33 protein-coding genes are annotated in these 24,928 nt (G+C 66.5%); 17 read left to right on the top strand and 16 right to left on the bottom strand.

Annotated elements, in window-relative coordinates:
* Positions 1-38: 38 nt before the first annotated feature.
* The 6 genes from B9Y86_RS14065 to B9Y86_RS14040 all read right to left on the bottom strand — a co-directional run bounded on the left by B9Y86_RS14065 (position 39) and on the right by B9Y86_RS14040 (position 3,942).
* On the bottom strand, positions 39-689 hold the full coding sequence (locus B9Y86_RS14065) for a cation diffusion facilitator family transporter (protein ID WP_085487579.1): 651 nt from the start codon (positions 687-689) through the stop codon (positions 39-41).
* Positions 686-1,024 carry an ArsR/SmtB family transcription factor gene (locus B9Y86_RS14060; protein ID WP_085487121.1) on the bottom strand — a complete coding sequence of 113 codons (339 nt, stop codon included), beginning with the start codon at positions 1,022-1,024 and terminating at the stop codon, positions 686-688. Before B9Y86_RS14060 ends, B9Y86_RS14065 begins: the two co-directional genes overlap by 4 nt.
* Before the next feature lie 50 nt (positions 1,025-1,074).
* Complete coding sequence (locus B9Y86_RS14055) at positions 1,075-2,061, bottom strand: aldo/keto reductase (RefSeq protein WP_085487119.1); 987 nt, start codon at positions 2,059-2,061, stop codon at positions 1,075-1,077.
* 59 nt (positions 2,062-2,120) lie between these two features.
* Complete coding sequence (locus B9Y86_RS14050) at positions 2,121-2,927, bottom strand: MerR family transcriptional regulator (protein WP_085487117.1); 807 nt, start codon at positions 2,925-2,927, stop codon at positions 2,121-2,123.
* A 92-nt stretch (positions 2,928-3,019) separates the two neighbouring features.
* Positions 3,020-3,397 (bottom strand): fluoride efflux transporter CrcB, encoded by a 378-nt coding sequence (gene crcB, locus B9Y86_RS14045; protein ID WP_085487114.1) that lies wholly within the window; start codon positions 3,395-3,397, stop codon positions 3,020-3,022.
* Positions 3,394-3,942, bottom strand: coding sequence for a fluoride efflux transporter FluC (locus tag B9Y86_RS14040; protein WP_410372064.1), 549 nt, complete (start codon positions 3,940-3,942; stop codon positions 3,394-3,396). The genes crcB and B9Y86_RS14040 overlap by 4 nt, the downstream gene beginning before the upstream one ends.
* A gap of 266 nt (positions 3,943-4,208) precedes the next feature.
* On the opposite strand from B9Y86_RS14040, the gene lgt reads away from it, so the two are divergent.
* The 3 genes from lgt to B9Y86_RS14025 all read left to right on the top strand — a co-directional run bounded on the left by lgt (position 4,209) and on the right by B9Y86_RS14025 (position 7,224).
* Complete coding sequence (gene lgt / locus B9Y86_RS14035) at positions 4,209-5,144, top strand: prolipoprotein diacylglyceryl transferase (RefSeq protein WP_085487112.1); 936 nt, start codon at positions 4,209-4,211, stop codon at positions 5,142-5,144.
* Positions 5,145-5,268: 124 nt separating this feature from the next.
* The gene (locus B9Y86_RS14030; RefSeq protein WP_085487110.1) at positions 5,269-6,162 is read left to right on the top strand and encodes a DUF808 domain-containing protein; all 894 of its coding nucleotides are present in this window, start codon (positions 5,269-5,271) and stop codon (positions 6,160-6,162) included.
* Positions 6,163-6,333: 171 nt separating this feature from the next.
* The gene (locus tag B9Y86_RS14025; RefSeq protein ID WP_244894771.1) at positions 6,334-7,224 is read left to right on the top strand and encodes a CPBP family intramembrane glutamic endopeptidase; all 891 of its coding nucleotides are present in this window, start codon (positions 6,334-6,336) and stop codon (positions 7,222-7,224) included.
* Between the two features lie 26 nt (positions 7,225-7,250).
* Here B9Y86_RS14025 and B9Y86_RS14020 read toward each other — a convergent pair whose 3' ends face one another.
* Positions 7,251-7,604, bottom strand: a complete 354-nt coding sequence (locus B9Y86_RS14020; protein WP_085487108.1) for a VOC family protein — start codon at positions 7,602-7,604, stop codon at positions 7,251-7,253.
* Between the two features lie 124 nt (positions 7,605-7,728).
* On the opposite strand from B9Y86_RS14020, the gene B9Y86_RS14015 reads away from it, so the two are divergent.
* Positions 7,729-8,769 (top strand): NAD(P)/FAD-dependent oxidoreductase, encoded by a 1,041-nt coding sequence (locus B9Y86_RS14015; RefSeq protein WP_085487106.1) that lies wholly within the window; start codon positions 7,729-7,731, stop codon positions 8,767-8,769.
* A 2-nt stretch (positions 8,770-8,771) separates the two neighbouring features.
* Here B9Y86_RS14015 and B9Y86_RS14010 read toward each other — a convergent pair whose 3' ends face one another.
* Positions 8,772-9,773: a helix-turn-helix transcriptional regulator gene (locus tag B9Y86_RS14010; protein ID WP_085487104.1), complete on the bottom strand. Its 1,002-nt coding sequence runs from the start codon at positions 9,771-9,773 to the stop codon at positions 8,772-8,774.
* A 103-nt stretch (positions 9,774-9,876) separates the two neighbouring features.
* On the opposite strand from B9Y86_RS14010, the gene B9Y86_RS14005 reads away from it, so the two are divergent.
* Positions 9,877-10,389: a VOC family protein gene (locus B9Y86_RS14005; RefSeq protein ID WP_085487102.1), complete on the top strand. Its 513-nt coding sequence runs from the start codon at positions 9,877-9,879 to the stop codon at positions 10,387-10,389.
* Positions 10,390-10,461: 72 nt separating this feature from the next.
* Here B9Y86_RS14005 and B9Y86_RS14000 read toward each other — a convergent pair whose 3' ends face one another.
* Positions 10,462-11,610, bottom strand: coding sequence for a low temperature requirement protein A (locus B9Y86_RS14000; RefSeq protein ID WP_085487100.1), 1,149 nt, complete (start codon positions 11,608-11,610; stop codon positions 10,462-10,464).
* Between the two features lie 107 nt (positions 11,611-11,717).
* On the opposite strand from B9Y86_RS14000, the gene B9Y86_RS13995 reads away from it, so the two are divergent.
* Positions 11,718-12,215 (top strand): hypothetical protein, encoded by a 498-nt coding sequence (locus tag B9Y86_RS13995; RefSeq protein WP_085487098.1) that lies wholly within the window; start codon positions 11,718-11,720, stop codon positions 12,213-12,215.
* Positions 12,216-12,225: 10 nt separating this feature from the next.
* Here B9Y86_RS13995 and B9Y86_RS13990 read toward each other — a convergent pair whose 3' ends face one another.
* Both B9Y86_RS13990 and B9Y86_RS13985 read right to left on the bottom strand, forming a co-directional pair.
* Positions 12,226-12,975 carry a VIT1/CCC1 transporter family protein gene (locus tag B9Y86_RS13990; protein WP_085487096.1) on the bottom strand — a complete coding sequence of 250 codons (750 nt, stop codon included), beginning with the start codon at positions 12,973-12,975 and terminating at the stop codon, positions 12,226-12,228.
* A gap of 70 nt (positions 12,976-13,045) precedes the next feature.
* A complete protein-coding gene (locus B9Y86_RS13985; protein ID WP_085487094.1) occupies positions 13,046-13,492 on the bottom strand; it encodes a MarR family winged helix-turn-helix transcriptional regulator in 447 nt (148 codons plus the stop codon).
* A gap of 137 nt (positions 13,493-13,629) precedes the next feature.
* Between B9Y86_RS13985 and B9Y86_RS13980 the strand changes: the two genes are divergently transcribed.
* The gene (locus tag B9Y86_RS13980; RefSeq protein WP_085487092.1) at positions 13,630-14,889 is read left to right on the top strand and encodes an MFS transporter; all 1,260 of its coding nucleotides are present in this window, start codon (positions 13,630-13,632) and stop codon (positions 14,887-14,889) included.
* Positions 14,890-14,939: 50 nt separating this feature from the next.
* Here the strand turns inward: B9Y86_RS13980 and B9Y86_RS13975 are convergent, their stop codons facing one another.
* Positions 14,940-16,400, bottom strand: a complete 1,461-nt coding sequence (locus B9Y86_RS13975) for an MFS transporter (protein ID WP_085487090.1) — start codon at positions 16,398-16,400, stop codon at positions 14,940-14,942.
* 210 nt (positions 16,401-16,610) lie between these two features.
* On the opposite strand from B9Y86_RS13975, the gene B9Y86_RS13970 reads away from it, so the two are divergent.
* Together B9Y86_RS13970 and B9Y86_RS13965 are read left to right on the top strand one after the other, a co-directional pair.
* Entirely contained in the window at positions 16,611-17,087 is a 477-nt protein-coding gene (locus B9Y86_RS13970) for a hypothetical protein (protein ID WP_085487088.1), read from the top strand.
* Positions 17,084-17,614 carry a hypothetical protein gene (locus B9Y86_RS13965; protein ID WP_139824915.1) on the top strand — a complete coding sequence of 177 codons (531 nt, stop codon included), beginning with the start codon at positions 17,084-17,086 and terminating at the stop codon, positions 17,612-17,614. Before B9Y86_RS13970 ends, B9Y86_RS13965 begins: the two co-directional genes overlap by 4 nt.
* Before the next feature lie 97 nt (positions 17,615-17,711).
* On the opposite strand, the gene B9Y86_RS13960 is transcribed toward B9Y86_RS13965, so the two are convergent.
* The 3 genes from B9Y86_RS13960 to B9Y86_RS13950 form a co-directional block, all read right to left on the bottom strand.
* On the bottom strand, positions 17,712-18,227 hold the full coding sequence (locus B9Y86_RS13960; RefSeq protein WP_244894770.1) for a GNAT family N-acetyltransferase: 516 nt from the start codon (positions 18,225-18,227) through the stop codon (positions 17,712-17,714).
* A 77-nt stretch (positions 18,228-18,304) separates the two neighbouring features.
* On the bottom strand, positions 18,305-18,589 hold the full coding sequence (locus B9Y86_RS13955) for a DUF3253 domain-containing protein (RefSeq protein WP_085487084.1): 285 nt from the start codon (positions 18,587-18,589) through the stop codon (positions 18,305-18,307).
* 43 nt (positions 18,590-18,632) lie between these two features.
* Entirely contained in the window at positions 18,633-19,232 is a 600-nt protein-coding gene (locus tag B9Y86_RS13950; RefSeq protein WP_085487082.1) for a TetR/AcrR family transcriptional regulator, read from the bottom strand.
* Positions 19,233-19,319: 87 nt separating this feature from the next.
* Between B9Y86_RS13950 and B9Y86_RS13945 the strand changes: the two genes are divergently transcribed.
* The 8 genes from B9Y86_RS13945 to B9Y86_RS13910 all read left to right on the top strand — a co-directional run bounded on the left by B9Y86_RS13945 (position 19,320) and on the right by B9Y86_RS13910 (position 24,006).
* Positions 19,320-20,291 (top strand): metal ABC transporter solute-binding protein, Zn/Mn family, encoded by a 972-nt coding sequence (locus B9Y86_RS13945; RefSeq protein WP_085487080.1) that lies wholly within the window; start codon positions 19,320-19,322, stop codon positions 20,289-20,291.
* A gap of 91 nt (positions 20,292-20,382) precedes the next feature.
* The gene (locus B9Y86_RS13940) at positions 20,383-21,231 is read left to right on the top strand and encodes a metal ABC transporter ATP-binding protein (RefSeq protein WP_217809218.1); all 849 of its coding nucleotides are present in this window, start codon (positions 20,383-20,385) and stop codon (positions 21,229-21,231) included.
* Between the two features lie 5 nt (positions 21,232-21,236).
* Positions 21,237-22,109, top strand: a complete 873-nt coding sequence (locus B9Y86_RS13935) for a metal ABC transporter permease (protein WP_085487568.1) — start codon at positions 21,237-21,239, stop codon at positions 22,107-22,109.
* A gap of 76 nt (positions 22,110-22,185) precedes the next feature.
* Complete coding sequence (locus tag B9Y86_RS13930) at positions 22,186-22,584, top strand: Fur family transcriptional regulator (RefSeq protein WP_085487566.1); 399 nt, start codon at positions 22,186-22,188, stop codon at positions 22,582-22,584.
* 188 nt (positions 22,585-22,772) lie between these two features.
* Positions 22,773-23,009, top strand: coding sequence for a 50S ribosomal protein L28 (rpmB, locus tag B9Y86_RS13925; RefSeq protein ID WP_055782318.1), 237 nt, complete (start codon positions 22,773-22,775; stop codon positions 23,007-23,009).
* Positions 23,009-23,176 (top strand): 50S ribosomal protein L33, encoded by a 168-nt coding sequence (gene rpmG, locus B9Y86_RS13920; protein WP_055782315.1) that lies wholly within the window; start codon positions 23,009-23,011, stop codon positions 23,174-23,176. Before rpmB ends, rpmG begins: the two co-directional genes overlap by 1 nt.
* A 3-nt stretch (positions 23,177-23,179) precedes the next feature.
* Positions 23,180-23,485 carry a 30S ribosomal protein S14 gene (gene rpsN / locus B9Y86_RS13915; protein WP_044443722.1) on the top strand — a complete coding sequence of 102 codons (306 nt, stop codon included), beginning with the start codon at positions 23,180-23,182 and terminating at the stop codon, positions 23,483-23,485.
* A gap of 233 nt (positions 23,486-23,718) precedes the next feature.
* Positions 23,719-24,006, top strand: coding sequence for an HU family DNA-binding protein (locus tag B9Y86_RS13910; protein ID WP_044443721.1), 288 nt, complete (start codon positions 23,719-23,721; stop codon positions 24,004-24,006).
* A gap of 57 nt (positions 24,007-24,063) precedes the next feature.
* Here B9Y86_RS13910 and B9Y86_RS13905 read toward each other — a convergent pair whose 3' ends face one another.
* Positions 24,064-24,879 carry a TetR/AcrR family transcriptional regulator gene (locus B9Y86_RS13905; protein WP_085487078.1) on the bottom strand — a complete coding sequence of 272 codons (816 nt, stop codon included), beginning with the start codon at positions 24,877-24,879 and terminating at the stop codon, positions 24,064-24,066.
* Between the last annotated feature and the right edge of the window lie 49 nt (positions 24,880-24,928).

Below are 24,928 nucleotides of genomic sequence, written 5' to 3'. Positions count from 1 at the left end.
CGCCCGTCGATCCTGTCTATCGATCGCCGGGCGCCTGCTCAATCGTCGTCATCGAGCAGCATGCCTACGGAGGTCGCGCAGGTGTCGCCGCGCCAGGCCTCGATGCCCTCGCGAACGGCGAAGCCCGCTATCACGAGGCCCGCGATCGCGTCTGCCCACCACCAGCCGAAGAAACTGTTGAGCACCAGCCCGGCCAGTACGGCGGCCGATAGATAGGTGCAGATCAGGGTCTGCTTCGAGTCGGCGACTGCGGTGGCCGATCCCAGCTCGCGACCGGCGCGCCTCTCTGCCAGCGACAAGACCGGCATGATCACAACGCTCGCCGCGGTAATGACGATGCCGAGCGGGGAATGCCGCACCTGATCGCCGCCGACGAGGGCTGCGACCGACGACACTGTCACATACGCGGCAAGCGCGAAGAAGGCCACCGCGATCACTCGCAGCGTGCCCTTCTCCCAGCGCTCGGGGTCGCGTCGCGTGAACTGCCACGCGACGGCCCCCGCTGACAGAACCTCGATCACGGAGTCGAGCCCGAAGCCGATAAGCGCCGCCGACGACGCGAGGGAGCCGGCTGTGATGGCCACGATCGCCTCGACCACGTTGTACGCGATCGTCGTGCCGACGATCAGCCGGATGCGGCGCTGAAGAAGCCAGCGTCCCTCGGGGGCCGCAGCGGGCGCGATCGTCATGTGCACACGCATCCGGGGCCCTCGCAGCAGTCGGGCTCGACGAACAGAACGACCCTCAGCAGCTCGTCGAGTGCGGGCGCAAGGTGCTCGTCGGCCAGTCGGTAGGCGGTGCGTCGGCCCTCGGGCAGCGCTTCGACCAGGCCGCATCCGCGCAGGCACGCGAGCTGGTTCGACATGACCTGGCGTGAGACGGCGAGGCGATCGGCCAGGTCAGACGGATAGGCCGGCGCCTCCCGCAGGGCCAGCAGGATGCCGGTGCGGGTCGGATCGCCGAGGGCATGACCCAGCCGCGAGAGCGCTGCGGTGTGCGAGAGCGTTGCTGTGGCCGTGGTCATTTCTCGATAGTACAGCGAATCGTGAACTATCGGGTATGCCGCCCGTTGGCTCAGCGGCCGACGAGTCCCAGGTGCTGCTCGTTGTAACGCTCGCCCTGCACGCCGAGCCGGGCGGCGATTCCGTCGAGGGCCGCTATGTCATCTGCAGACAGCACGGCCTGTGTCGAACCGGCGTTCTCGATGACGCGTTCGATTCGTCGGGTGCCGGGGATGGGCGTGATCCACGGTTTCTGCGCGAGCAGCCAGGCGAGCGCGATCTGACCGGGTGTCGCGCCTCGGTCGGCGGCGAGCTTCACCACGTGGTCGACGAGTGCCTGGTTCGCCGCGCGGTTCTCCGCCTCGAACCGTGGAATCGTTCCTCGCACGTCGCCCTCGGAGAAGGGCGCGCTCGTGTCGATCGTTCCGGTGAAGAAGCCTTTGCCGAGCGGGCTGAAGGGCACGAAGCCGATGCCGAGTTCCTCGAGCACGGGCAGCACCTCGGGTTCGGGGTCTCTCGTCCACAGCGAGTATTCGCTCTGGACGGCGGTCACGGGAAACACCGCGTGCGCCCGCCGAATGGTCGGCGCAGACGGCTCAGACAGCCCGAAGTGCCGCACTTTGCCGGCCTTCACCAGCTCGCCCACGGCGCCCGCCACGTCTTCGATGGGAACGTCCGGGTCGACCCGGTGCTGGTAGAAGAGGTCGATCACATCGGTACGGAGGCGGCGAAGTGACGCGTCGGCGACCGCACGAATCTGCTCGGGCCTGCTGTCGAGCCCCTCCGACCTGCCGTTCTGGATGTTCCACCCGAATTTGGTCGCAATGGTCACCTGATCGCGCACCGGCTCCAGAGCCTCTCCCACCAGTTCTTCATTGGCGTAGGGGCCATAGACCTCAGCGGTGTCGAAGAAGGTGATCTGTTGATCGACCGCGCCGCGCAGCACCTCGATCATCTCTTCGCGGCTGCCGGGGTTGGGCCCGTAGCTCTGAGACATGCCCATGCAGCCCAGGCCGATCGCCGACACGGTGAGTCCTTGGCCGAGTGTGCGTGTGTGCATCGATCTCCCGCTTTCTGTCTGGGTTGCGCGACCATTCTCTCTCCGTGGCGGGCATCTCGTCAGATCGAGATCGACACTTCGACCGCGTGGTCTGCCTCGGTTTCGCCGAGTGAGACTTGGCGCACCTCGCGACCAGTGAAGGTGACGTCGCGTTCGGCCAGCCCGTCGAAGAGGGCGACGATCGCGGGATGCGTCGCTCCCTCGGCGAGGGTTTCGCCACCGGTCGGGCGCCAGAGCGCAGTGAGTTCCGTGCGCTCGGGCAGTACTCCGACGGATGCTCGTGGCCCGACGGTCTGCGCGTCGAGTTCCGTTGCGGTCGGCCAGCAGAGGGCCAGCTCGACGGCATCCTGATCGCGGCTGCGGAGCGCCGTCCACGGTCCGCCGCTGGGAGCGACGCCCGCGCTCTGGAGAATCTCGAACATCTCGGCGAATGCGGCGTTGGCGTCGTCGTTGCTCTGATCGACGTCGTCATCCATGCCGATCTCGAGCACGCGAGCGATGTAGGGCTGCGCGGGCATCTGCCGTTCGCTCACCATGATGGGAACGCGGAGCGCGCGTAGCTCGGTCTTGGCCGAGTCGAATGCGCGATCCTCTGCGGCGCGATCCGCGAGCGTCTGTCTGCGATGAGTGTCGAGCGCGTCGAGGGCGGCGTCGGATGCGAGTGCCTGGGTGACCGCCGCGAGCGGCACCCCGGCCTCGCGCAGCGCCCGAACGACAACGCCCGAGCGAACCTGGCCCTCGTCGTACTCGCGATAGCCCGAGAGCGCATCGACATCCGACGGCGGCAAGACGCCCCTGTCGTCGTAGTGTCGCAGCGCCTTGACGCTCAAACCTGTTATTCCGGAGAACTCGCCGATCTTCATCATGAGTCCAGCATCGCGGCTCCCGTGAGGGGAGGGTCAAGCCGAGGCTCGGCATTGGGTTAGTTGGTGCCGCTGTCCTTCCGCGGTGCTGTCGGTCATAAGAGGCCTCCAAGCACGGCACCGGTCAGTGCGGCGGCGATGCTGAGACTGAGCATTCCGAGGCTGTTGACCAGGGCTGATAGGTATCGGTGTTGCTGGATGAGTCGAACGCTTTCGAAGCTGGCGGTACTGAAGGTGGTGTAGCCGCCGAGGAGCCCGGTTCCGATGATCAGCCGCCATGCATCCGGCAGGATGTCGCGGAGCATGATCTCGGTGACGAACCCGAGCAGCAGCGCCCCGGTGACGTTGATGATCATCGTCCCGATCGGGAACGTGGTCCGAGTGTGCGCCTTGATCGTCCCGTCGACGATCAGACGGAGGACGGATCCGATTCCGCCGGCGGCGGAGAGACCGAGGAACAAGAGCGGTGTCACCGGTCACCTCCCGCTGCAGCGAGCTGGCGGCGGTGATGGCCGGCGGCCAGACCTATCCCGGTCAGTGTCGCGACCGCACCAACGACCACCGTGACGACGGCGTACCCCGCGCCGTCCCATAGCTGCCCTCCGGCGAGGAGGAATCCGGTGTCGGTGGCGAGAGCGCTGTACGTGGTGAACCCGCCGGCGAACCCCGTGCCGAGCAGCAGCCGCAGCGTGCGACGGCGGCCTTCGTCAGGGCCCCTTCGGGCGAGGGATTCCAAGAGGGCTCCGAGGAACAGGGCGCCGGCGATGTTGATCAGGAAGATCGCCACCGGGATACCGGCCATCGGTGGGATTGCGAGGCTGACGGCCTCGCGCGCCGCAGAGCCGACGGTGCCGCCGACGGCGACGAGGCTGATGTATCGCCATCGCAGATGGATGGGCCGCGCCGGGCCCGACACGGGTGCGTCGGAGACGTTCGTATCGGGGTCTATCGGAAGCATGTCTTCCGGGTCTGATCGTCGGGCGCGGTTGGGGGTGTGGTGGCTGGTGTAGTCATCCATGGGGTCTCCTATCTCACAAGGCGCACAAAAGTGCCGAGATAGGGACTGTTGTCGACCCAGAAGTCGAGGTTGGTTACGGTGAGCCCCACCGCCGCAGCATCCCAAAAGACGCTATCCACATGATAGCCCTGGCTCGATCAGGGCGCCACGGTGACGCGCGAGGTCCGCGCGGACGAGTCGGGGACGGATGCCCACGATACGCACGGCGGGGCAGGTCTAGTCTTGCCTCGGCTCACTATTCCCGTTGGTCAGTTGTGGAGGTCGTGATGGAACTGAGCATTCCCAGCCCCGATCCGGCGTGGGCGCAATTCCACCTCGGTCCGCTGACTGTGCACATTTACGCGCTATGCATCTTGACCGGCATCATCGCCGCGATGCTTATTACCCAGCGCCGGCTCTCGCGCCGGGGTGCGGAGTCGGGCGTGGTGCTCGACATCATCATGTGGGCAGTGCCCCTGGGTATCGTCGGTGCCCGTTTTTATCATGTATTCACCCACATCGGCGACTACTTCTTCCCCGGAGCGAACCTCTGGGATGTATTCGCGATCTGGGACGGAGGGAACGCGCTCTACGGGTCCCTGCTCGGAGGCGCAGTCGGTGCCTACATCGGCTGCCGTCGCGCCGGAATCCGGTTCTGGTCCTTTGCAGACGCTCTCGCCCCGGCAATGCTTGTCGCACAGGCCATCGGCCGGCTCGGAAACTACTTCAACCACGAACTCTTCGGCCTCCCCACCACGCTTCCGTGGGGGCTTCAGATCGAAGCCAGCAACCCCAAATTCCCTGCAAACCTCCCCGACGGCACCGTGTTCCACCCTCTGTTTTTGTACGAGATCATCTGGAATCTCGCGGGGGTGGCGATCCTTCTGCTGCTCGAGCGGCGCTTCCACCTGCAATGGGGAAAGCTGTTCGCCCTCTACCTCGTCTGGTACGGACTCGGACGAAGCTGGCTCGAGGCCATCAGGATCGACCCCACCAGCGATGGATTCCTTAACATTCCGGACAACGTGTGGGCATCGTTCGCCGCCGTCGCCCTCGGAGTCATCCTCTTCATCATCCACACCCGGCACCACACCGGCGCGGAACCCTCGATTTTCCGCGATGGGCGCACACCGCCCAACGCCACAACGTCTGGCATTGAGGAAGATCCGGACGCCGAGATGGCCCACGCCTCCACACAACCCAGCCGACGCGAGTCGGACTAAGGTCGTGCAACCAGGCCGGCCCGGCTTTTCGATGATGAAGAGCCGGCGGCGGTGCGCGCTACTCTGGACACCATTCCCCGCTGAACACTGAGCGGTCTGACGCCCCCACCCCAAGGAGACGCCCATGTCGGTTGGATTGCTCGCCGTTGTCGATGACATTCTGACCGCCGCTCTCAAGGCGAGTGCCAAGACCGCGGGAGTCGTGATCGATGACGCGGCCGTCACGCCGCAGTATGTTCAGGGCCTCACCCCCGCCCGCGAGCTACCTGTGGTGTGGAAGATCGCGCTCGGAAGCCTCGTCAACAAGTTCGTCATCATCATTCCGATCGCACTGCTTCTCACGGCCTTCGCGCCGTGGGTGCTGCCTTTCCTGCTCATCATCGGCGGCACGTATCTGTGCTTCGAGGGCGCCGAGAAGGTGACCGAGTGGTTCGGGGTGCACCACGGAGAGGGCGACGAAGAGCAGAAGACCGAGAAGAGCCTCGTCTTCGGCGCTATTCGCACCGACCTCATTCTGAGCACTGAGATCATGCTCATCGCCCTCGACAGCCTCGACCCCGACTTCGGCATCTGGCTCACTCTCGGCGCACTCATCGTCATCGGCCTCGGCATGACCCTCCTGGTCTACGGAGCGGTCGCCCTGTTGGTGAAGATCGACGACATCGGGTTGCGATTCATGAAGAGCGCGTCTCGTGGAGTGCGCCGTGCCGGAGCCCGCGTCGTCGCCGCGATGCCCGGGGTCTTCCGCGTCATCAGCATCGTGGGCACCGTCGCCATGTTGTGGGTGGGAGGCCACCTGGTGATCGCAAACCTGGCCGAGACGTTCTGGCACGGTCCATACGACCTGCTGCACGTGATCACTCACGCCGTCGAGGCCGCGGGCCCCGTCGTCGTGTGGGTCGCCGACACCGCGGTGTCGCTCGTGTTCGGGCTGGTGCTCGGAATGATCATCGTCGCGATCCTCCTCGGGGCCTCGCGCCTGCGGAACCGCAACCAGCCGGTCTCTGCCGCGCACTGACCGGGTCGGCTCATCCTGACGCAGTCGAGGTGTTCTGGCCGCTAGGTGTCTGATCGAGGTGACAGTTAGGTTCGTTCGAACTGGCAACACGCTGGCTCGAGCGCTCACTTAGTGGCAACTCGAGGCCGCTCGCGGTTGCGTCATGGCCAACACCTGTCGATGATCGAGAGTGTGACCACGACTTCGCCCACGCTCGAGCACACCAGTTCGCCGGCGACGATGTCGACAGCACTCGGCCGTGTGGTACTCATCGCCTGTGCGGTGATCGCCGCGGCGTCGCTCGCGACCGTGGCGATCGCTTTGCCGCAAGGTGCGCCCACATCGAGTGATCCGGGCGCGCCGGTCGTGCCCTGGTGGGTGGTGCTGGTGCCCGCCGTCGTTGGCATAGCCCTGACGATGGTGTTACCGCACCGAGCCCCTGCTCAACCCTCGGTCGTCGAGAACCGCGCTCGGCATGCCGCGGCAACGTGGAGTCTGCTGGCGCTCGCCATTGTGTTCCCTCTCGTCTCCGGAGTGTTCGACCTCGGCGGGGGAGAAGGCTACGTGCTCGCGAAGCTCGTTCTTTTGATCGCCGTTCCCGCCCTGATCGTGGGTGTTCTGCGCGGCGTGCGGCTGGATCGTGTTCGAGGTGCGTGGCGCTGGTGGGCCGCGGGCGTGGTGGTGATGGTCTGGACGTTGCTTTCGCAGGTCGCGCCATGGAATCCTCCGACCGATCTATCCGGCTTCGACCTCACCACCCTCATCGTGTCTGCCACCGCGACCGCCATCACGGCGGGCCTGGGCGAGGAACTCTTCTATCGTCGGTGGCTGCAGACGCGCCTCGAGGCGTCGCTCGGAGCATGGGCCGGCATCGCGCTCGCATCGCTGGTGTTCGCCCTGATGCACCTCGGGTCGCACTCGACAGGCGAGCCCGTTCTCGACATCGCGCGCGTCGTCGTCGCTCAGGGATCGTTTGGGTTTTTCCTGGGGGTGCTCTGGTGGAAGTACCGCAACCTGACGGCGATCGTCGTCGCGCACGTGATCGTGAACGGGTGGCCCGTCGCCGCTGAGCTCGCGAGCTGACACTCACGCACGAACGGCGATGCTGCTCAGTCGGCCTGCCAGAGTTCGATGCGGTTTCCCTCAGGATCGGTGACCCAGCCGAAGCGGCCAACGCCATGCATGTTCTCGACGCGGGAGTCGACGTCGGCGCCACTGGAGCGAAGCTGTTCGAGCATCGCGTCGAGGTCTGACACGCGAAAGTTCAGCATCACCTGCTGTTTCGCAGACCCGAAATAGTCGCTCCCGACCTCGAACGCCGCGAACACCGTCGGCCCGGACTCCTGCTGCCACGGTGCAGCCGGGTCTACACCCACACCGAGATTGTCGCGGTACCAGGCCGTGAGTGCGTCGGGAGCGACGGAACGGAGGAAGACGCCACCGATGCCGAGAACCTTTTCCATGCCGCCATCCTGCCGCTGGCGGGGACGGGCGTCCAGTCCCATTTTGGGGCACCAGGTATCGCATCCTCTTGCTTTATCGGCAAGACTCCATGCCATGAAGCCAACAGGCGCTTAGCGTTGAACTATGACCTCAACGCACTCCTCTCCACAAGCCCCGGCCCTCGATGACCGAGTCGATGTGGTCGTCGTCGGGGGCGGTGCCGCCGGCCTCGCCGCCGCCATCGCTCTCGCCCGTTCTCGACGCACCGTGATCGTCGTCGACGCCGGGCAGTCACGCAATGCTCCGGCAGCGGGGGCGCACAACGTACTCGGCCACGAGGGCATTCCTCCGCTCGAGCTGCTCGCCCGCGGTCGAGCCGAGGCCGAGGCCTACGGCATGCGCATCCTGAACGGTCTCGTGACCGGCGCATCCGGTGTCGCGGATGACTTCACGCTCGAGATCGACGGCGGCGTGACTCGCCTCACGGCTCGTCGCGTGATTCTCGCGACAGGTCTGGTCGACGATCTGCCCGATGTTCCTGGAGTCGCAGAGGCATGGGGGCACAGTGTTCTGCACTGTCCGTTCTGTCACGGCTGGGAGGTGCGCGACCAGCGCATCGCCGTGATCGGGCGAAACGAGAATGCCATGCATCAGGTGCTGCTGTTCAGCCAGCTCAGCGACGACGTCACGCTGTTTCTGCACGACGCGCCCGAGCCCAGCGACGAGCAGTGGGAGCAGCTCGCCGCGCTCGGCGTACGGGTCGTGACCCCACGGGTAAAGCGGCTCGTCGTCGATGGCGCCCAGGTGCGCGCCGTCGAGGTGGATGGCGGTCGGTCGTTCGAGATGGACGCCGTCGTCGTCGCGCCCGTGTTCCTCGCGCGCACGGAGCTCTTCGAGGCGCTCGGCGGCGAGCGCACGCTCACCCCCTTCGGTGCGCAGGTCGACGCCGATCCCCGGGGAGTGACCGCCGTGCCGGGCGTTTTCGTCGCTGGCAACACGGGACAGCCCATGGCGATGGTCGCCGCCGCGGCAGCATCGGGGGTCATGGCCGGGGCCGCCGCGCACGGAGACCTCGCGGCCGCAGACCTGGCGCGAGCCGTGGCTCAGAGGGCGCAACCGTTCTCGTCAGCGATGGAGCGGAAAGTCACCGAGGCGGTTCTCGGCGATCGGCGACACGGGATCTGAGGTCAGTTCGCGGCTGCGGCGTAGCGTTCGGCCAGTTCGCCGAACGCCGTCGCCAGCTGCGGGGGTTCGACGACCTCTATCGATGCATCGAACCGTCCGAGCGAGGCGGCCAGCGCTCTCCACGACCACGACCCGGCTGTCAGGCTGCAGCTGTCTTCGCCGAGGTCCTCGACAACTCCATCGCCAGCGAACGGCAGCACGTCGCGCGCCGGCAGGCCGAGAATGACGGTGCCTCGGCACGGCCACGCGTCGGCGCTCGCGGAACCTTTGAATCGCGCCGAGACGAACGCGCGCGCATCGCCGCCCGGCACCTGGCGCCGAACGAAGCGCGGCCCGGTCGGCGTGCGAGGTCGGATGCGATCGGCTCGGAAGACCCGCCAGTCCGCCCTGTCGAGATCCCAGGCCACCATGTACCAGCGCCCGCTCGCGGTGATGAGGTGGTGCGGTTCGACGCGACGGGGTGGTTGAGGGATCGCGGCCGCGGCATCGCCGCCGTCTACTCGGCTCGAGTCCGATCCACTGCTCTCGTAGTCGAAGCGCAGCACCTCGCGCCCGCGCACCGCCGCCGAGAGGGCGATCAGCGCATCCGGTGTCACCGAGACCTTCGCCGATTGGCCGACCGCCGCTATCGCCTCGAACTCGAGCGCGTCGAGCCTGTGCCGCAGCCGCGACGGCATGACCTGCCGAACCGTCGTCAGCGCGCGCAGGGCTGCCTCCTCGACCGCGACATCGCTCACGGCCGCCGCCTTCAGCGCCACGGCCAGCGCGACGACCTGCTCGTCGTCGAACAGTAGCGGCGGCAACTCGCTGCCCGCGTCGAGGCGGTATCCGCCATCCGGCCCCATCGTGGCCTGGATGCTGTAGCCCATCTCGCGCAAGCGATCGACGTCACGGCGCACCGTGCGGTGACTGATGTCGAGTCGCTTGGCGAGCATGGCTCCCGGCCAGTCGCGCCGGGTCTGCAGCAGAGAAAGCAGCGTGAGGAGTCGCGAGGTCGAGGCCATGTCCCGATCCTAGATCCGGTCTAGGACAAGAACTGGCCTATACCGCTGCGACCGTAGATGTCGTCGGGCAACCGCGCCGGCACCCTCACCGTCAGGAGCAGTCATGAGCATCACCACCACAACCCACCTCAACTTCACAGGTCAGGCGCGCGAGGCGCTCGAGTTCTACCAGTCGGTCTTCGGCGGCAGCATCACGATCGCCAGTTACAGCGACTTCGGCATGCCCGCCGAGGCTCCGGGAGCTCAGAACGTGGTCTTCGGCCAGGTCGAGAGCGAGGCCGGCTTCCGGGTCATGGCCTACGACATCCCGGGGCAGGCGGGCGATGCTCCGGATGCCTTTGGCGCGGCCACCGCTGACATCGCAGCCGGTGCAGGCACTCGTCGCGCCGGCACTCACCGCGAGAACGGCATGACCATCACCGATCAGTCGTTCTTCGTGTCGGTGCGGGGCGAGACTCTCGCCGAAGTCGAGGGCTATTGGAGCGCGCTGTCGGTCGGCGCATCCATCGTCGAGCCGCTGGCAGCATCCGCCTGGAGCCCGGGCTTCGGCATGCTCACCGACAGCTTCGGCGTGACCTGGATCCTCGACGTGGCGGCGGCCTATCCAGCTGAGTAGTCGTAGCTGAAGCGCGGTGAGATGTCGCAGATGGCGGGCTGTGCTCGAGTAGCGCGCGCCATCTGCGACATGTCACCTGCTCGTGCGGATGCGCCGCGCGTTGATCGCAATGCACGCAAGGACGAGGGCGATGACCCCGGCTGCTGCGGCGACGAGTGCTTCAGAGTGGAGGTGCGTCGAGAGGGGCACCAGAATCCAGGGCAAGACGATTCCCGCCGGGCCCCAGGCCACGATCTCTTGCCAGGGGGCGCGGTAACGGAGAGATTCGGCAGCACTCGCCACGAAGAATAGGCTGATCCCGGCGCTGAGGGAGATCGTGGCGCCTGGCGCCAGGTGGTGTCCGGCTTCGGCGACGGCTGTGCCCAGCGCCGATGCGAACAGCGTGATGCCTGCCACCAGCAGGAACGGCAGGTACATCACCGTGTCGCGCAGTCCGCCGACGTTCCCGCGCAATTGCAGTCTCTTCAACCCGCTCTCGACAGACGAGGTGGCGTAGGTGAAGTAGAACCAGGCGAGCATCGAGACGGCCGCGAACCCCAGGATGGCCGTGAGGCCAGACATCGGTGTCCAATGCGAGTCGAGTTCGGCGATGGTGGTCAAGACAGACTCGCCGAAGACGATCACCACCAACAGGCCCACGCGTTCGGCGAGGTGATCGACATCGAGTGCTGTGCGCAGCCAGGCTTGTTCGCCGTTGAGGAAGACCAGCAGCACGACCTCGACTGCCACAGCTGCTGCCCACAGCGCGTACTGCCAGGGCGGCGCGACCGCGATCGAGGCCAACCACAGCGCTGCGGGGATGCCGCAGTAAAGCGCCGAGCGCCACCACGGAGCGCCCATCGTGCGTCGATTGATGAGCCACGGCACCGCCCAGATGATCCGGATGACGGCGTTGCCGATCGCGAATGCGCCGGCTCGATCGCCGAGGGCATCCGGAACCGACGCAGCCATCACGCCGATCGAGAGCATGGCGATGGTGACGGAGATCCACATGGTGGCGCTTATCCGGGCGCCGAAGAGATTCATCGTGAGGGTCGCGTTCACCCACGCCCACCAGGCGGCGGCCAGGAATCCGACGAAGACGAGTGCGTCCATCCACGATGGATCGCCGTGCATCGTGTGGGCGATCTGGCCGATGTAGGCCACGATCACGAGGTCGAAGAAGAGCTCGAGCCAGTGCACCCGCCGGCTCGTGCTCGCGATCGTCTGTGTCGTCGACATGGCATACACCTCCGGAGGAAGCAGTGAAGCCGGTCAGGGAATGTATGGCCGAGCATAGACCGTCGAGAGCATTCCGCCGAGGGAGAGACTGGCCTAGGTTATGAGTCATGGCAGACACCTTCGAACAGGCCCAGGCGCGCGTCCTCGCGCTCAACAGCGACGAGCTCCCGTTCGTCTACCAGGCGGCGCCGTATGGCATCCAGGCTGTGTGGAAGTACGCCGATGTGAAGTGGGCCGCGATCACCGCGGCTGGCACCATCGATTCCTCCTACGAGCTGCGGGTCACACTCGACCCGGCCGAATCCCAGTGGGAGTTCGACGAGACCGACACCCAGAGCGAGTCGCGTATCCGCAGCACGGGCGGAGGCGGGTTCAGCATCGGCGGCTCGACCTCGACGTTCAAGGGGCGGGAAAGCAAGAAGAGCTTCTCGTTCGGAGTGGGGTCAGCGGCACGCACCACCGACCGCCAGGGAACCCACGACGGGTTCACGTACGGATACTCGTTCACCACAGACGAGATCAAGCAGCCACTCATCGCTGCGCTCGAACAGGGCGGCTGGGAAGCGAAGAAGAAGGGCCTCTTCGGCAAGCTCTTCGGGGGCTGAGCGTCGGGCGCTACACCACGCCGGATGCCCCGAGCAGCGCTCCGACCGAATAGGTCGCGATGAGCGCCAAGGCGCCACCAATCACCACCCGTGTCATCGCGCGGAACCGTGAGCTGCCGCCGATCTGGGCCGAGACGGCGCCGGTGATGGCGAGGGCCACGAGCACGGCGACGAACGTCACCGGCACGCGCCACTCGGGAGGGGGAAGCAGGATCGCCAGCAGAGGCAGGATCGCTCCGATCGTGAAGGCGGCTGCTGAGGCCGCTGCCGCGTGCCACGGGCTCACCACGTCGCTCTCGTCGATGTTGAGTTCCGCCGACAGGTGCGCCGCGAGTGCGTCGTGCTGGGTGAGTTCGACCGCGACCTGGCGGGCCGTCTCCTCGCTGAGGCCCTTCGCTCGGTAGAGTCCAGCGAGTTCCTCGAGTTCTTCCTCCGGCATCTGCTCGAGCTCCTGCCGTTCCTTCGCGATGAGGGCCCGCTCGCTGTCGCTCTGGCTGCTCACCGACACGTACTCGCCCAGCGCCATCGAGATCGCTCCACCGACGAGGCCGGCGATTCCCGCGGTCAGGATCGGCCCCGACTGGCTCGTGGCGCCGGCGACGCCGACCACGATGGAGGCCACGGAGACGATGCCATCGTTGGCGCCGAGCACGCCGGCGCGAAGCCAGTTGAGCCGCTGGGCGAGGCCGCCGCGGTGAGGCTCATTGTCGTGAGCGGGGGCATCCGGTGCTGCGGCGTCGTGGGGCAAATCAGTGGACATATCGCCACCTAAGCACTCTCGGTCCGCCCGAACAACGTCGGTAAGCCTCACCACACAGGCGCGGATGTGGCTACGCGCGAGTGAGTGTCGGGAGTGCGTCGACGAGGGGGGCGAGCTCAGGCATATCGCGAGCCTGGGTCAGTGCGCGCTCCAGGGTCTCGTCGTGCACCGGGCGAGCGTCGGCGAGCAGCGCCTGACCCGGAGCGGTGAGTTCGGTGTAGATCCCGCGCCGATCGTCGGCGCACAACACGCGGGTGAGCAGACCGCGCTCCTCGAGTCGGTTCACGAGACGAGTGGTGGCGCTGGGGCTGAGGGCTGTGGCGCGGCCGAGCTGCTGCATGCGCATGTGCCAGCCGTGCTGCCGGCTGAGCGCATCCAGAACCGTGTATTCGACGACAGAGAGGTTGACGTTCGAGGTGAGAGCGCGCTCGAGTTCGCCCTCGATGAGTCCGTGCAGTGCGGCAAGCGTGCGCCACCCCTGCGAGCGGATCTCGACGGAGTCGTCTGCGATTCCCATGGTTCCTCCGGTGCTGGGCAAAGTAGTTGCTTGCGCGGCATAGTTGCGTGTGCAATCATTTATGACGCGCGTGCAACTACTAGCGTACGCGCTCTACTCGAGTGCGTGGCACACGACCGACCCCCACGGAGAAACGCATGCCCCTCGGCTTACTCGCCCTCGCCATCGGAGGGTTCGGAATCGGACTCACCGAGTTCGTCATCATGGGTCTGCTGCCCGAGGTGGCAAGCGAATACGGCGTTACCGAAGCGGCGGCCGGGTGGCTCATCACCGGTTACGCGCTCAGTGTCGTGGTCGGAGCGCTCGCGATTCCCGCGCTCGTCACGCGCCTGCCGCGCAAGAACGTGCTCCTCGGTCTGCTCGTTCTCTTCGTCGCCGGCAACCTCATCTCGGCGTTGGCTCCCAGCTACGAACTGATGCTCACCGGTCGGGTCGTGGCGGCGCTCTGCCACGGAGCCTTCTTCGGCATAGGCTCCGTCGTCGCCGCCGACATGGTCGCACCGAACAAGAAGGCCAGCGCGATCGCCATCATGTTCACGGGCCTCACCGCGGCCAACGTGCTCGGCGTTCCGTTCGGCACGTTCCTCGGTCAGGCATTCGGATGGCGCTCCACGTTCTGGGCCATCACGATCATCGGCGTGATCGCGCTCGCCGGCATCCTCACCCTGGTTCCCCGCTCAGCGGGTGCCGAACACGACGCCCCGAGCCTGCGTGCAGAACTCGGAGCCTTCCGCGCCACTCAGGTCTGGCTCTCGATCTCCGTCACTGTGCTCGGCTACGGAGGAATGTTCGGCGCCTTCACGTACATCGCCTACGTGCTCACCGATGTCTCGGGCTTTGCATCGAGCGCCGTGCCGTGGCTGCTGGTGCTGTTCGGAGTGGGGCTGTTCATTGGCAACTTCGTGGGCGGCAAGGCCGCAGACAAGGCTCTGGATGCGACGCTCATCGTCGCTCTCGCGGCCCTCGCGATCGTGCTGCTCGCCTTCGCCCTGACGGCCCAGAGCCAGCTCGCCACGATCATCGCCCTCTTCTTTATGGGAGGTTTCGGGTTCGCCACCGTTCCCGCGCTGCAGATGCGCGTGATGCGCTCCGCAGGCTCCCGCGCCGCCACCCTCGTCTCGGGCGCGAACATCGGAGCGTTCAATCTGGGCAACGCGCTCGGCGCCTGGCTCGGGGGAATGTTCATCGCAGCCGGCCTCGGCTACACGGCTCCGATCTGGGCTGGCGCAGGGCTCACCGTCCTGGCGCTCGCGGTGATCGTCCCCGCGGCAGCTGCCGTGAAGCGCAGCGTTTCGCGTTCGGGGGCGGCAGCAGGCGCTGCCGCGTCGCCGGGAGCGGAGCAGCCCATGGGCGACGCGGCCGCACCAGATGCGGCGACCCAGCCCGTCGCATCCTGAGGGTGCAATGGGCCCCGCTGCGGACTAGAGGTACCGGTGTGCCGGTACCTCTAGTCCGCAGTGGTCACTACTGCCTCGTTCCCGTGCTCGCGGACTCCATCTCGTGAGCGAAGAAGTCCCACTGCGACCAGGGCCGCTGCCAGAGCGGTGAGCGTGAGGCCCGCGATCGTCACGGCGGTCTCGAACTGACCCATCTGTGAGGCGCTCCAGTCTGTCGACGCGATGCTGCCGGTGAAGAGCGCCGCGAGCAGTGTGCCCGTGGCCGCGATGCCGATCGCGGTCGCCAGCTCGCTCGATGTGTCGACGAGCGCAGCACCCATCGAGGTGCGCGACTCGGGCAGCCCTTTCAAGACGTTCGTACCCGCGACGACGCCGACCACGCGCATCCCGATCGCCACCAGTACGAGCGCGAAGAGAATGTACCCGTAGCCGAAGCGGCCGAACAGGCCGAAGACCGCAAGCCCGAGAACGACCGCGGCCGAGCTGACGAAGGCGGCCCGATCGAGCCCGAACTTCTGCACGAACGGCCCCACGAACCGTCCGCTCGCCAACAACACCACGACTTGCGGCAGCATCGCGACGGCTGCAGCTGCGGGAGGCCAGCCCCACGCGAACTGCAGCTGCAGCGTGACCAGGTAGCTCAGCCCGGCGATCGCGAGCCCGGCGGCCGCCTTGTAGGCGAGTCCGCTCGAGACCAGGGGCAGAGCGAGCAGGCGCAGGTCGAGCAGGGGAGTCCGCGCCGTGCGTTCGCGCAACACGAACCCGACGCCCGCGGCGACCGTTGCCGCGGTGCCGGCCCACGGCATCCACGACCCTGTGCCGGCGTTCACGAACAACGTGGGCGTGACGAGCGCGAGAACGATGGCGGATGTTCCGAGCACGGCTCCCCAGATATCGATCGGGTCGTGATGCCGGTCGGCCGGATCATCGGCCGCGATACCCGCGCGGATGCCGACGAACGCGAGGGCAGCGATCGGCACGTTGATCAGCAACAACACCTGCCAAGGGACCACTGCCAGGGCGAGGCCTCCGGCGGTGGGCCCGACGGCGAGACCGACGAGCCCTGCCGTAGAGATGACCGTGATGGCGCGAACACGCAGGTCGTCGTTGCCGAAGAGGCGAAACGCCAGGGCCATCGAGCCCGGGGTGGTCATCGCGGCGGCGATTCCCATGACGGCGCGCACGGCGATGAGCTGCTCGGTTGTGGTGACGAACAGTGTGGCCAGGCTTGCGAGGCCCAGAATCACGAGGCCGATGAGCATCACGCGGCGGCGCCCGAAGCGATCGGCCACGGCGCCGAACAGCAGCATCATCCCTCCGAAGGCGACCGAGTACGCGCCCGTCACCCACTGCAGGCCGGTCGTCGTGGCATCCAATTCGCGGCCGATCGTGGGCAGCGCGACGTTGAGAATCGAGTTGTCGAGCATCTCGAAGAGAAAGACGGCCGAGAGTCCGGCGAGGGCGATCCACGCCTCGCGCAGAGTTCGGGGCGGTCGGGGGGTGGTGGTCATAAAGACACTCCTTCATTACGAAGAAGTGGCGACTCACTCGAGACCGCGTGTCTGCGCTGGCTGCCTGCGGCGGCCGAGCGTTTTTACCTCAGATACAAGAACTGTATACCCGGGCGCGATGCAGTCACAACGTAAGGATTCCGGCCCAAGCCGCTCGGATTCCGTTAGGGCGTCTTCAGGGGCGACATCGACCGGCGTAGACCTGCATCTGTGACCCTCACTTCTCTTCTTCCCTCGCTCAGAAAAAGCATCCCCGACCCGTTCGTCATCGACCGCTGGCCCGAGTGGACGCACCTCACCACCACCGATGTCGTTGTCTCAGGAGTCTCTCTGCTGCGCCTCGTCGAGCTCTGCGACACCCCGTGCGTGCACATCGCGGCGGCCGTCGTGCCCGGCACGCATGGACACCCGTCAGACGTCGAGCAGTCGTCGGTCGTCGTCGCGACAGTCGTCGAGATTCCCCACGACGGCCTGCTGGTTCTGGATGCCGACATCACGCGCGTGCAGGCCCACGCGTCGGAGGCGCGTCTCATAGGCCGCGCGTCGACGCAGCACTCGGTGCCCTTCTCGCTCTCAGCCGAGCAGTCTGCGGTGCTGCCCGCCGACCTCCGCGTCGGCGACCTCATCGCCATCCCGTGCCGCGGAGCGGTCTGTCGCCGTCAACTTCGCCCGGGCGGCGTCTCGTGAGCTTGATGTCGACGGTCGCGCGCTACGGACGCATCCGTCGTCACATCCTTGATCGACGATTCTGGCCTCAGGCTGCGGTGGCCGTCGGAGATGACATCCGGATCGTCGGCGAATCGATGATCACCATGGCGCGTTCCGTCGGAACGCCCTGCACACGCGTGGTCGAGGCGGAGCACGAGTGCGACCCGGCGATCGGGCGCCAGGGCGAGTCTCGCCGGTTCTGTGCCGTCGTCGTGGCCACAGTCGAGCTTGTCACGCCCTCACATGAGGGCTCAGGCGCCGATATCTGGCTCGATTCCGAGCTCGACGGATGCGAACCCGTCGCCGAGTCGGTGCGGTTGATCGGTCGGCATTCGTCGGATGCGCAGTGCGCGTTCACCCTTCGACCCTCGCCGCGGCGGGGCGAGCTGCGCGCGATGCTGCCCACCGACATCCGGGCCGGCGATCTGCTGGCGTTCGTTGTGGCGGAACCCGTGGCGCTGCACGATATTCGGCGGCGTTCGTGGCACCGGGAGCGCCTGCTCTGATGCCAGTAGTGCCCGAGGCGGACAGAAGGTACAGGCGCACCGGTACCCATTGTCCGCACCGGTACCTGCTGCGCGCGTGGCGAGTCGCGGGCGCGGCTCAGTTCAGCGGCAGCACCATTTCGACCTCGTTCTGCGTGCGGTCGAGGGGGTAGGGAATCGTCTCGCCCGTCTCGACGTAGCCGCGTCGCTTGTAGAAGGCTCGTGCTCTCGGGTTGTCCTCGTGCACGTGCAGTCGCAGGCTGCCCTCGGGCACGGCGGCGCGCGCCCAGGCCTCGACTCCATCGAGCAGCGCATCCGTGAGACCGCGGGCCGTGCCGCGCCAGGCCGGCGTCACGTACACGCTCACGAGCATCGCGTCGCCGTCGGCATCGAGATAGGCGCTCATGGTGCCGAGCCAGGCGCCGCTCGACGTGTCGACCGCGGCGAGTCCGACGCTGCCCTCTCGCGTCGTGCGCGAGGCACGAAAGCGCCACTCGGACTCCGGCTCGCGGAGGGCGTTGTCGAGAGTCTCGAGAAAGGCGAGTGGAGTGTCGGCGAGCATCTCGAGGCGCAGCGTGCGCAGCCGCTCCCAGTCGCCTTCGGCAATGCGGTCGATCCTGAATTCTGATTCCACCGGGCGAGGCTAGCGGCCTGTCGGCTGTGAGCGCAACGGGGGTGGACAGGCAGGCGCCGGCGTCAATGCGCTCGGCGTCAGGGGCGCAGGCGCCGGATGCGGATCGGGCCGCGGGCCGTCGCCAGGTCGACCGGGTCGCCACCCTGCGTGATCTCGACCTCGCCGCGGGCCACGAGGCGCGCCGCCGCGCTGCGCGACGCATCCATCAGTTCGCGCCAGTCGTCGTCGCCGACGGCCCGCGCGGCATCCGAGGGGCAGATCGTCGAGGTGGGCGCGCGCCTGTCGAGCATGTCGAGAATCGTGCGCTCGAGCTTCTGGTCGATGTCGGGCGTGGAGCCGGGGTGAGTCGAATCTGCGGGCATGAATCGAGTCTGCGCTCGCGGCTCGCGAAACGCAGGGGGTTGCTCACACGGGCAGCGGCCACCAGCTCGGCAGAAAGGTCCGGTACGCCGTCATGAACGTCTCCGTGCTGCGCGGGCGCGGGGTCGACAGCCATACGGCCAGTGCGCCTACGGTGCCGTCTGCGATGAAGCGGGCCGCAGCATCCGCCATGAATCCGTCGGGTAGAGCCGGCGTCGAATCGGGAACGGAGACCGCATGCCGATCGAGGAGCAGTCCGATGGATGCCGCGAAGTGCTGGCTGAGCATCGGCTGGAGGCTCGCAGATCCGCTCGACTCGCCGAGTCCCCGAATGTAGATGGCGTCGTGTGAGTCGACGTGCTGCAGAACGGCGACGGTCACGTGTCTGATCGCTTCGGATGCCTGACGCGCGGTCGTGAGGTCGGCCTCGCCGAGGTGCGTGCAACGGAGCTCGTCGAGTTCGGTGCGCAGCACGCTCTCGAGGAGCGCGGCGGGTGACGCGGCGTGCTGGTAGAAGGTGGAGCGGTTGATCTCGGCTGTGATCGCGATCTCCGACGCCGTGATCTCGCTCGCCTGCCTGTCTGCCGCCAACGACAGCACGGCCGAGGCGAGCCGGGCACGGGTCTTTTTTTGGCGGGAGTCCACACAGCGAGTGTAGGAGCCTTAACCGCCGGTTCACCCCCAACAATGTCCTGACTTTGACAATCATTATCAATAAGGCTATTTTCAAAAATGACCCGCACGACATTCGACCTAGAACGGCTTACCCCACCCGTGAAAAAACTCCTCTCTATCACCGCGCTCGCCGCGGCGACCGCACTCGTTCTCTCCGGCTGTGCCTCCGCGTCCACCGACGCCGGCGCGACCGACGACCCGTCGAACTCGTCGGGCGTGCGCGTCGTCGCATCGACCGATGTGTACGGCGACATCGCCAAGCAGATCGGCGGCGACCGGGTGAGCGTGACCTCGATCATCGACGACCCCGACAAAGACCCGCACGAGTACGAGGCAGACGCCCGCACGCAGCTCTCGCTCTCGAAGGCCCAGCTGGTGATCGAGAATGGCGCAGGCTACGACGACTTCGTCGAGAAGATGCTTTCTGCTGCCGACAACAAGGTTGCGCCCGTGCTGAACGCTGCCGACATCTCGGGTTACAACCAGAAGCCTGCCGAGGGAGACTTCAACGAGCACGTCTGGTACGACTTTCCGACCGTGCAGAAGCTGACCGACGAGCTCGTCAAGCAGCTCAGCGCGATCGACCCCGAGGGCGCCAAGAGCTACGAGGCGAATGCCAAGACTTTCGAGGGTCAGCTCACCGCGCTCGAGCAGCAGGAAAAAGACATCAAGACCTCGTTCGACGGCGCAGGCGCCGCGATCACCGAGCCTGTGCCGCTGTACATGCTCACCGCCGCAGGTCTCGTCAACAAGACGCCGGCCGCCTTCAGCGAGGCGATCGAAGAGGGCACCGACGTTCCCGCCGACGTGCTCAAGCAGACCACCGACCAGTTCTCGTCTGGCGCGGTCAAGGTGCTCGTCTACAACGAGCAGACCTCCGGCGCTCAGACCGAGCTCGTGCTGACGGCTGCGAAAGACGCGAAGGTGCCGGTCGTTCCCGTCACCGAGACCCTCCCCGCCGGTTCCGACTACATCAGCTGGATGACCACCAACCTCAACGCGCTTCAGGGCGCGCTCAGCGGCAAGTAGTCTTCAGCGAGTGAAGATCTTCGGGGCGAAGTCGGCGCCGGCCGACGCAGAAGCTGTCCCTCCGCCCCGCAACGCGCCACGACATGTCGTGCTGCGCGTGCGGGGCGGCGCGCTTCAATTCGGTGATCGTCGGCTCTGGCACGACCTCGACTTCGATGTTCGCTCGGGCGAGTTCATCGCCGTGCTCGGCGCCAACGGCTCGGGCAAGTCGAGTCTGCTCAAGGTCATCCTCGGTCAGCAGCAACTGAGTGCGGGAACGATGACCTTCGAGGGCTCTCCTGTGACGCGCGGAAATCGTCGTATCGGGTACATCCCACAGCAGAAGCTCGCCGACGAGGGTGCTCCGCTGCGAGGCCGCGATCTCGTCGCCCTCGGCGTCGACGGTCACCGCTTCGGGTTGCCGTTGCCCCGGGCCGCGCGACGCCGTGAGGTCGACGATCTGCTCGCATCCGTCGGCGCATCCGAGTATGCGAATGTGGCCGTCTCGACTCTGTCGGGCGGCGAGCAGCAGCGTCTGCGTGTGGGCCAGTCGCTCGCGGGCAATCCGCGCCTGCTCCTCTGCGACGAGCCGCTGCTCTCTCTCGACCTCGCCCATCAGCGCGCGGTCTCCGAACTGATCGACACGCATCGCCGGCAGCGCGACCTCGGGGTGCTCTTCGTGACGCACGACATCAATCCCATTCTCGACATGGTCGACCGCGTGCTCTATCTCGCGGGTGGATCCTTCCGCATCGGAACGCCGGACGAGGTGCTGCGCAGCGAAGTGCTCTCCGAGCTCTACGGCTCGCCCGTCGACGTCATCCGCACGCGCGGCCGCGTGATCGTCGTGGGTGTTCCGGATGCCGGGCACGGGCACGACGGGCATCATCACCACGACGACGACCCGGGTGGCAACGGGAACACCGGGTCGACCGCGCCCGTCGGCGGGCCGCGATCGTGAACGGTATCGACTGGTCCGACCTCTGGTCGCAGATCTTCAACTTCTCGGACTACGGCGATTTGGTCGTTCTTCTGCAGAACTCGATCATCGCGGGCGCCGTGCTCGGCATCGTGGGCGGACTCATCGGCGTCTTCGTGATGTCGCGCGATATGGCCTTTGCTGTGCACGGCATCAGCGAGCTGTCGTTCGCCGGCGCATCCGCCGGGCTGCTGTTCGGAGTCGGGGTGGTCGAGGGCTCTCTCATCGGCTCGATAGTGGCAGCCCTGATCATCGGTCTTCTCGGAGCGAAGTCGCGTGATCGCAACTCGATCATCGCCGTGCTGATGCCGTTCGGCCTGGGGCTCGGCATCCTGTGCCTGGCCCTGTACCCGGGCCGCAGCGCCAACAAGTTCGGGCTGCTCACCGGCCAGATCGTCGCCGTCGACGACCCCAGGCTCAACTCGCTGATCGCGATCTCGATCGTGGTCGTGGTCGGCCTGCTCGTGATCTGGCGCCCGCTCACCTTCGCCAGCGTCGACGCCGACGTGGCGGCAGCACGCGGCGTCTCGGTTCAGGCGCTCTCGATCGTCTTTATGCTGCTGCTCGGCCTGGCGGTGGCCGTGTCGGTGCAGGTCGTGGGCTCGCTGCTCGTGCTGTCGATTCTCGTCACGCCCGCCGCCGCGGCGCTGCGGGTGTCGTCGTCGCCGATCGTCGTTCCCCTTCTCAGCATGCTCTTCGCCGTTCTCTCACTCGTGGGTGGAATCATGCTGGCCCTCGGCGGGTCGGTGCCCATCAGCCCCTACGTCACTACGATCTCGTTCGCCATCTACGTCATCTGCCGCATCATCGCGGCGTCACGGGTGCGTCGGGGCGTCTCGGGTCGAAAGGCGATGGCCTGAGGATGCCGGGGCGAACGTCGGCGACGCGGGTTAAGATTGAGGGGATTTCGGTCATACGTGACCCCGGAGGTAGATGATGGTCGTGAAGCGCAACACCTGGCAGCGCGAGGCGGTGCGTGCCGCACTCGGCACCCAGATCGGTTTCGTGAGCGCCCAGGGCCTCCACTCCAATCTGCACTCCAACGGCTCGCACATCGGCTTGGCCACGGTCTACCGCGCGCTGGCCGACCTGGCGAACGAGGGCGAGGCCGACTCGCTGCAGTCGCCCGACGGCGAGAGTCTCTACCGCGCGTGCAGCACCGGGCATCACCACCACCTCATCTGCCGCAGCTGCGGCCTCACGGTCGAGATCGAAGCCGACGAGGTCGAGTCGTGGGCCCGCAAGACGGCTGCTCTGCACGGCTTCTCCCGCCCCGAACACGTGGTCGACATCTTCGGCTTCTGCAGTTCCTGCGTTCCGACGCCCGCCGGCTGAATCGGCGCACGCGCGTACTTGCGCGCATCCGGCCTGTCGCCTAAACTCGGTAGCTGGTCGAGTGGCATCTCTACTCGCATGTACACCACCCCCCACCTGTTTCATTCGGGGGCGACGTGTGCCGACAAGCAATCTTGGGTAGAACGCGCGTTGACTCGCGTTTTTCTACGGTAACTATGGAGGAAATCATGGCAGCAACCTGCCAGGTGACCGGCGCCATTCCCGGCTTCGGACACAACATCTCGCACTCGCACCGTCGCACGAAGCGCCGGTTCGACCCGAACATCCAGAAGAAGACGTACTACGTTCCGTCGCTTCGTCGTAACGTGACCCTGCAGCTCAGCACCAAGGGCATCAAGGTCATCGACGCACGCGGCATCGAGAGCGTTGTCAAAGATCTTCTCGCCCGTGGGGAGAAAATCTAATGGCCAAGTCACAAGACGTACGTCCGATCATCAAGCTGCGTTCGACGGCTGGCACGGGTTACACCTATGTCACCAAGAAGAACCGCCGCAACAACCCCGACCGCCTCGTGCTCAAGAAGTACGACCCGGTTATTCGCCAGCACGTCGACTTCCGGGAGGAGAGGTAACACATGGCCAAGAAAAGCATGATTGCAAAGAACGAGCAGCGTAAAGTCATCGTCGCTCGTTACAACACCAAGCGCCTTGAGCTGAAGAAGGCCCTCGTCAGCCCGACGTCGACCGACGCCGAGCGCGAGGCTGCCCGCCTCGGCCTGCAGAAGCTGCCCAAGAACGCCTCACCGGTGCGCGTGCGCAGCCGTGACGCGGTCGACGGCCGCCCCCGTGGTGTGCTCACGAAGTTCGGCATCAGCCGTGTTCGCTTCCGTGACATGGCTCACCGTGGCGAGCTGCCCGGCATCACGAAGAGCTCCTGGTAGTCCAGAGCTTCTCGCACTGAACATCTGAAAAAGGATGTCGGCCCATCGGGTCGGCATCCTTTTTCACGTTTCACAGGTCACGCAGAGCCTCAGAGGCGCGGTAATCCGCGAAATCCCGCCGATCTCTGATACATTCGTCACGGTCAACAGACCAGACGTGTGGCCTACTGAAGGTTTCCACCGTTTCGTTTCTAGAGCTGCTTCACGCAGCACAAGGTCCGAGGAGGACACCCATGGCTGATAAGTCACTCAACAAGACCGAGCTCGTCGCCCAGGTCGCCGCTGCATCCGGCCAGACGCAGTCCGCTGTCAACGAGGTTCTCGACGCCCTCTTCGCGACGCTCGCGGAGTCGGTCGGCAACGACGTCAAGGTCACCATCCCGGGATGGCTCGCTGTCGAGCGCACCTCGCGTGCAGCCCGCGCCGGTCGCAACCCGCAGACGGGTGAGGCCATCCAGATCGCCGCCGGTCACTCGGTCAAGATCTCCGCTGGCTCGAAGCTCAAGGCTGCCGCCAAGTAGTCTTTTCGATTCTTCATCCTCAGGGGTGCCCGCTTCATGCGGGCGCCCCTGAGGTGGTTAACGGGCGAGCGGGCGGCGGGGGCGCATCGGCGTGCGAGGTGCGACGCCGGTTGCTACGCCAGCGGGTGCCGCGCCAGCGGGTGCTGCACCGGATGCCCGCGCCGGCGACGCGGGTGTGCGCCTGACCGCGGGGGCCAGTGGCTGTCGCGACGGTTCACCCGGCTGCCGCCGCGGTGCGAAGCTCTCCACGCGGGCGACGGCTGCGTCGAGTGCCGATTCGAGGGGCGCGGTCTGCTCGTGGAGGCGACTGATCAGCAGCCCGCCCTGCAGTGCGGCGAGCAGACCGACCGCGAGGCTTCGTGGGTCGGCGTCGTCGCGCAGCGCTCCCGCGGCGCGCATGGCTTCGAGGCCGTTCTCGACCGGGGTGAGCCAGAGGCCGAAACCCTCGACCAGCCCGGCCCGGGCATCCGGATCGGTGTCGATGAGCTCGCTGGCGAGCGAACCGAGCGGCGACCAGCCATGCGAGGCGCGATCGCGAGCCTGAGCAACGACGGCATCGCGCCACGTACGCAACGACTCGATACTGTCGAGCGAGTCGAGGTGTGGTTGCTGCTCGGCGACGGCGACGGCCGCTTCATGGGCCACGACCGCGCGCACGAGCTCTTTCTTGTCAGAGAAGTAGTGGTAGAGCTGCGATGCGCTGACCTTGGCGTCGGCACGGACGTCGTCGATGCTGGTGCCGGCGGCGCCGCGAGCCCGGATGCGTGCGGCAGCCGCCTGGATGATCCGGAGCCGGGTTGCCGCCCCCTTCGCTGTGAGCGCTGGGCGGTTCGTCGCGGCTGTGTCCGTGGGTGGCAACGTGTCAGTGCTCATGGGTGACGAGTGTAGGTCGAGTGGAATACAGCATCCATTTGCCACGCCG

Origin of the sequence: Agreia pratensis (assembly GCF_900177685.1) — a bacterium.
In the GTDB taxonomy this organism is placed as follows: Bacteria; Actinomycetota; Actinomycetes; order Actinomycetales; family Microbacteriaceae; genus Agreia; species Agreia pratensis.
The sequence above is the reverse complement of the archived record's forward strand: the minus strand, read 5'-3'. Positions and strand labels throughout refer to the sequence as shown.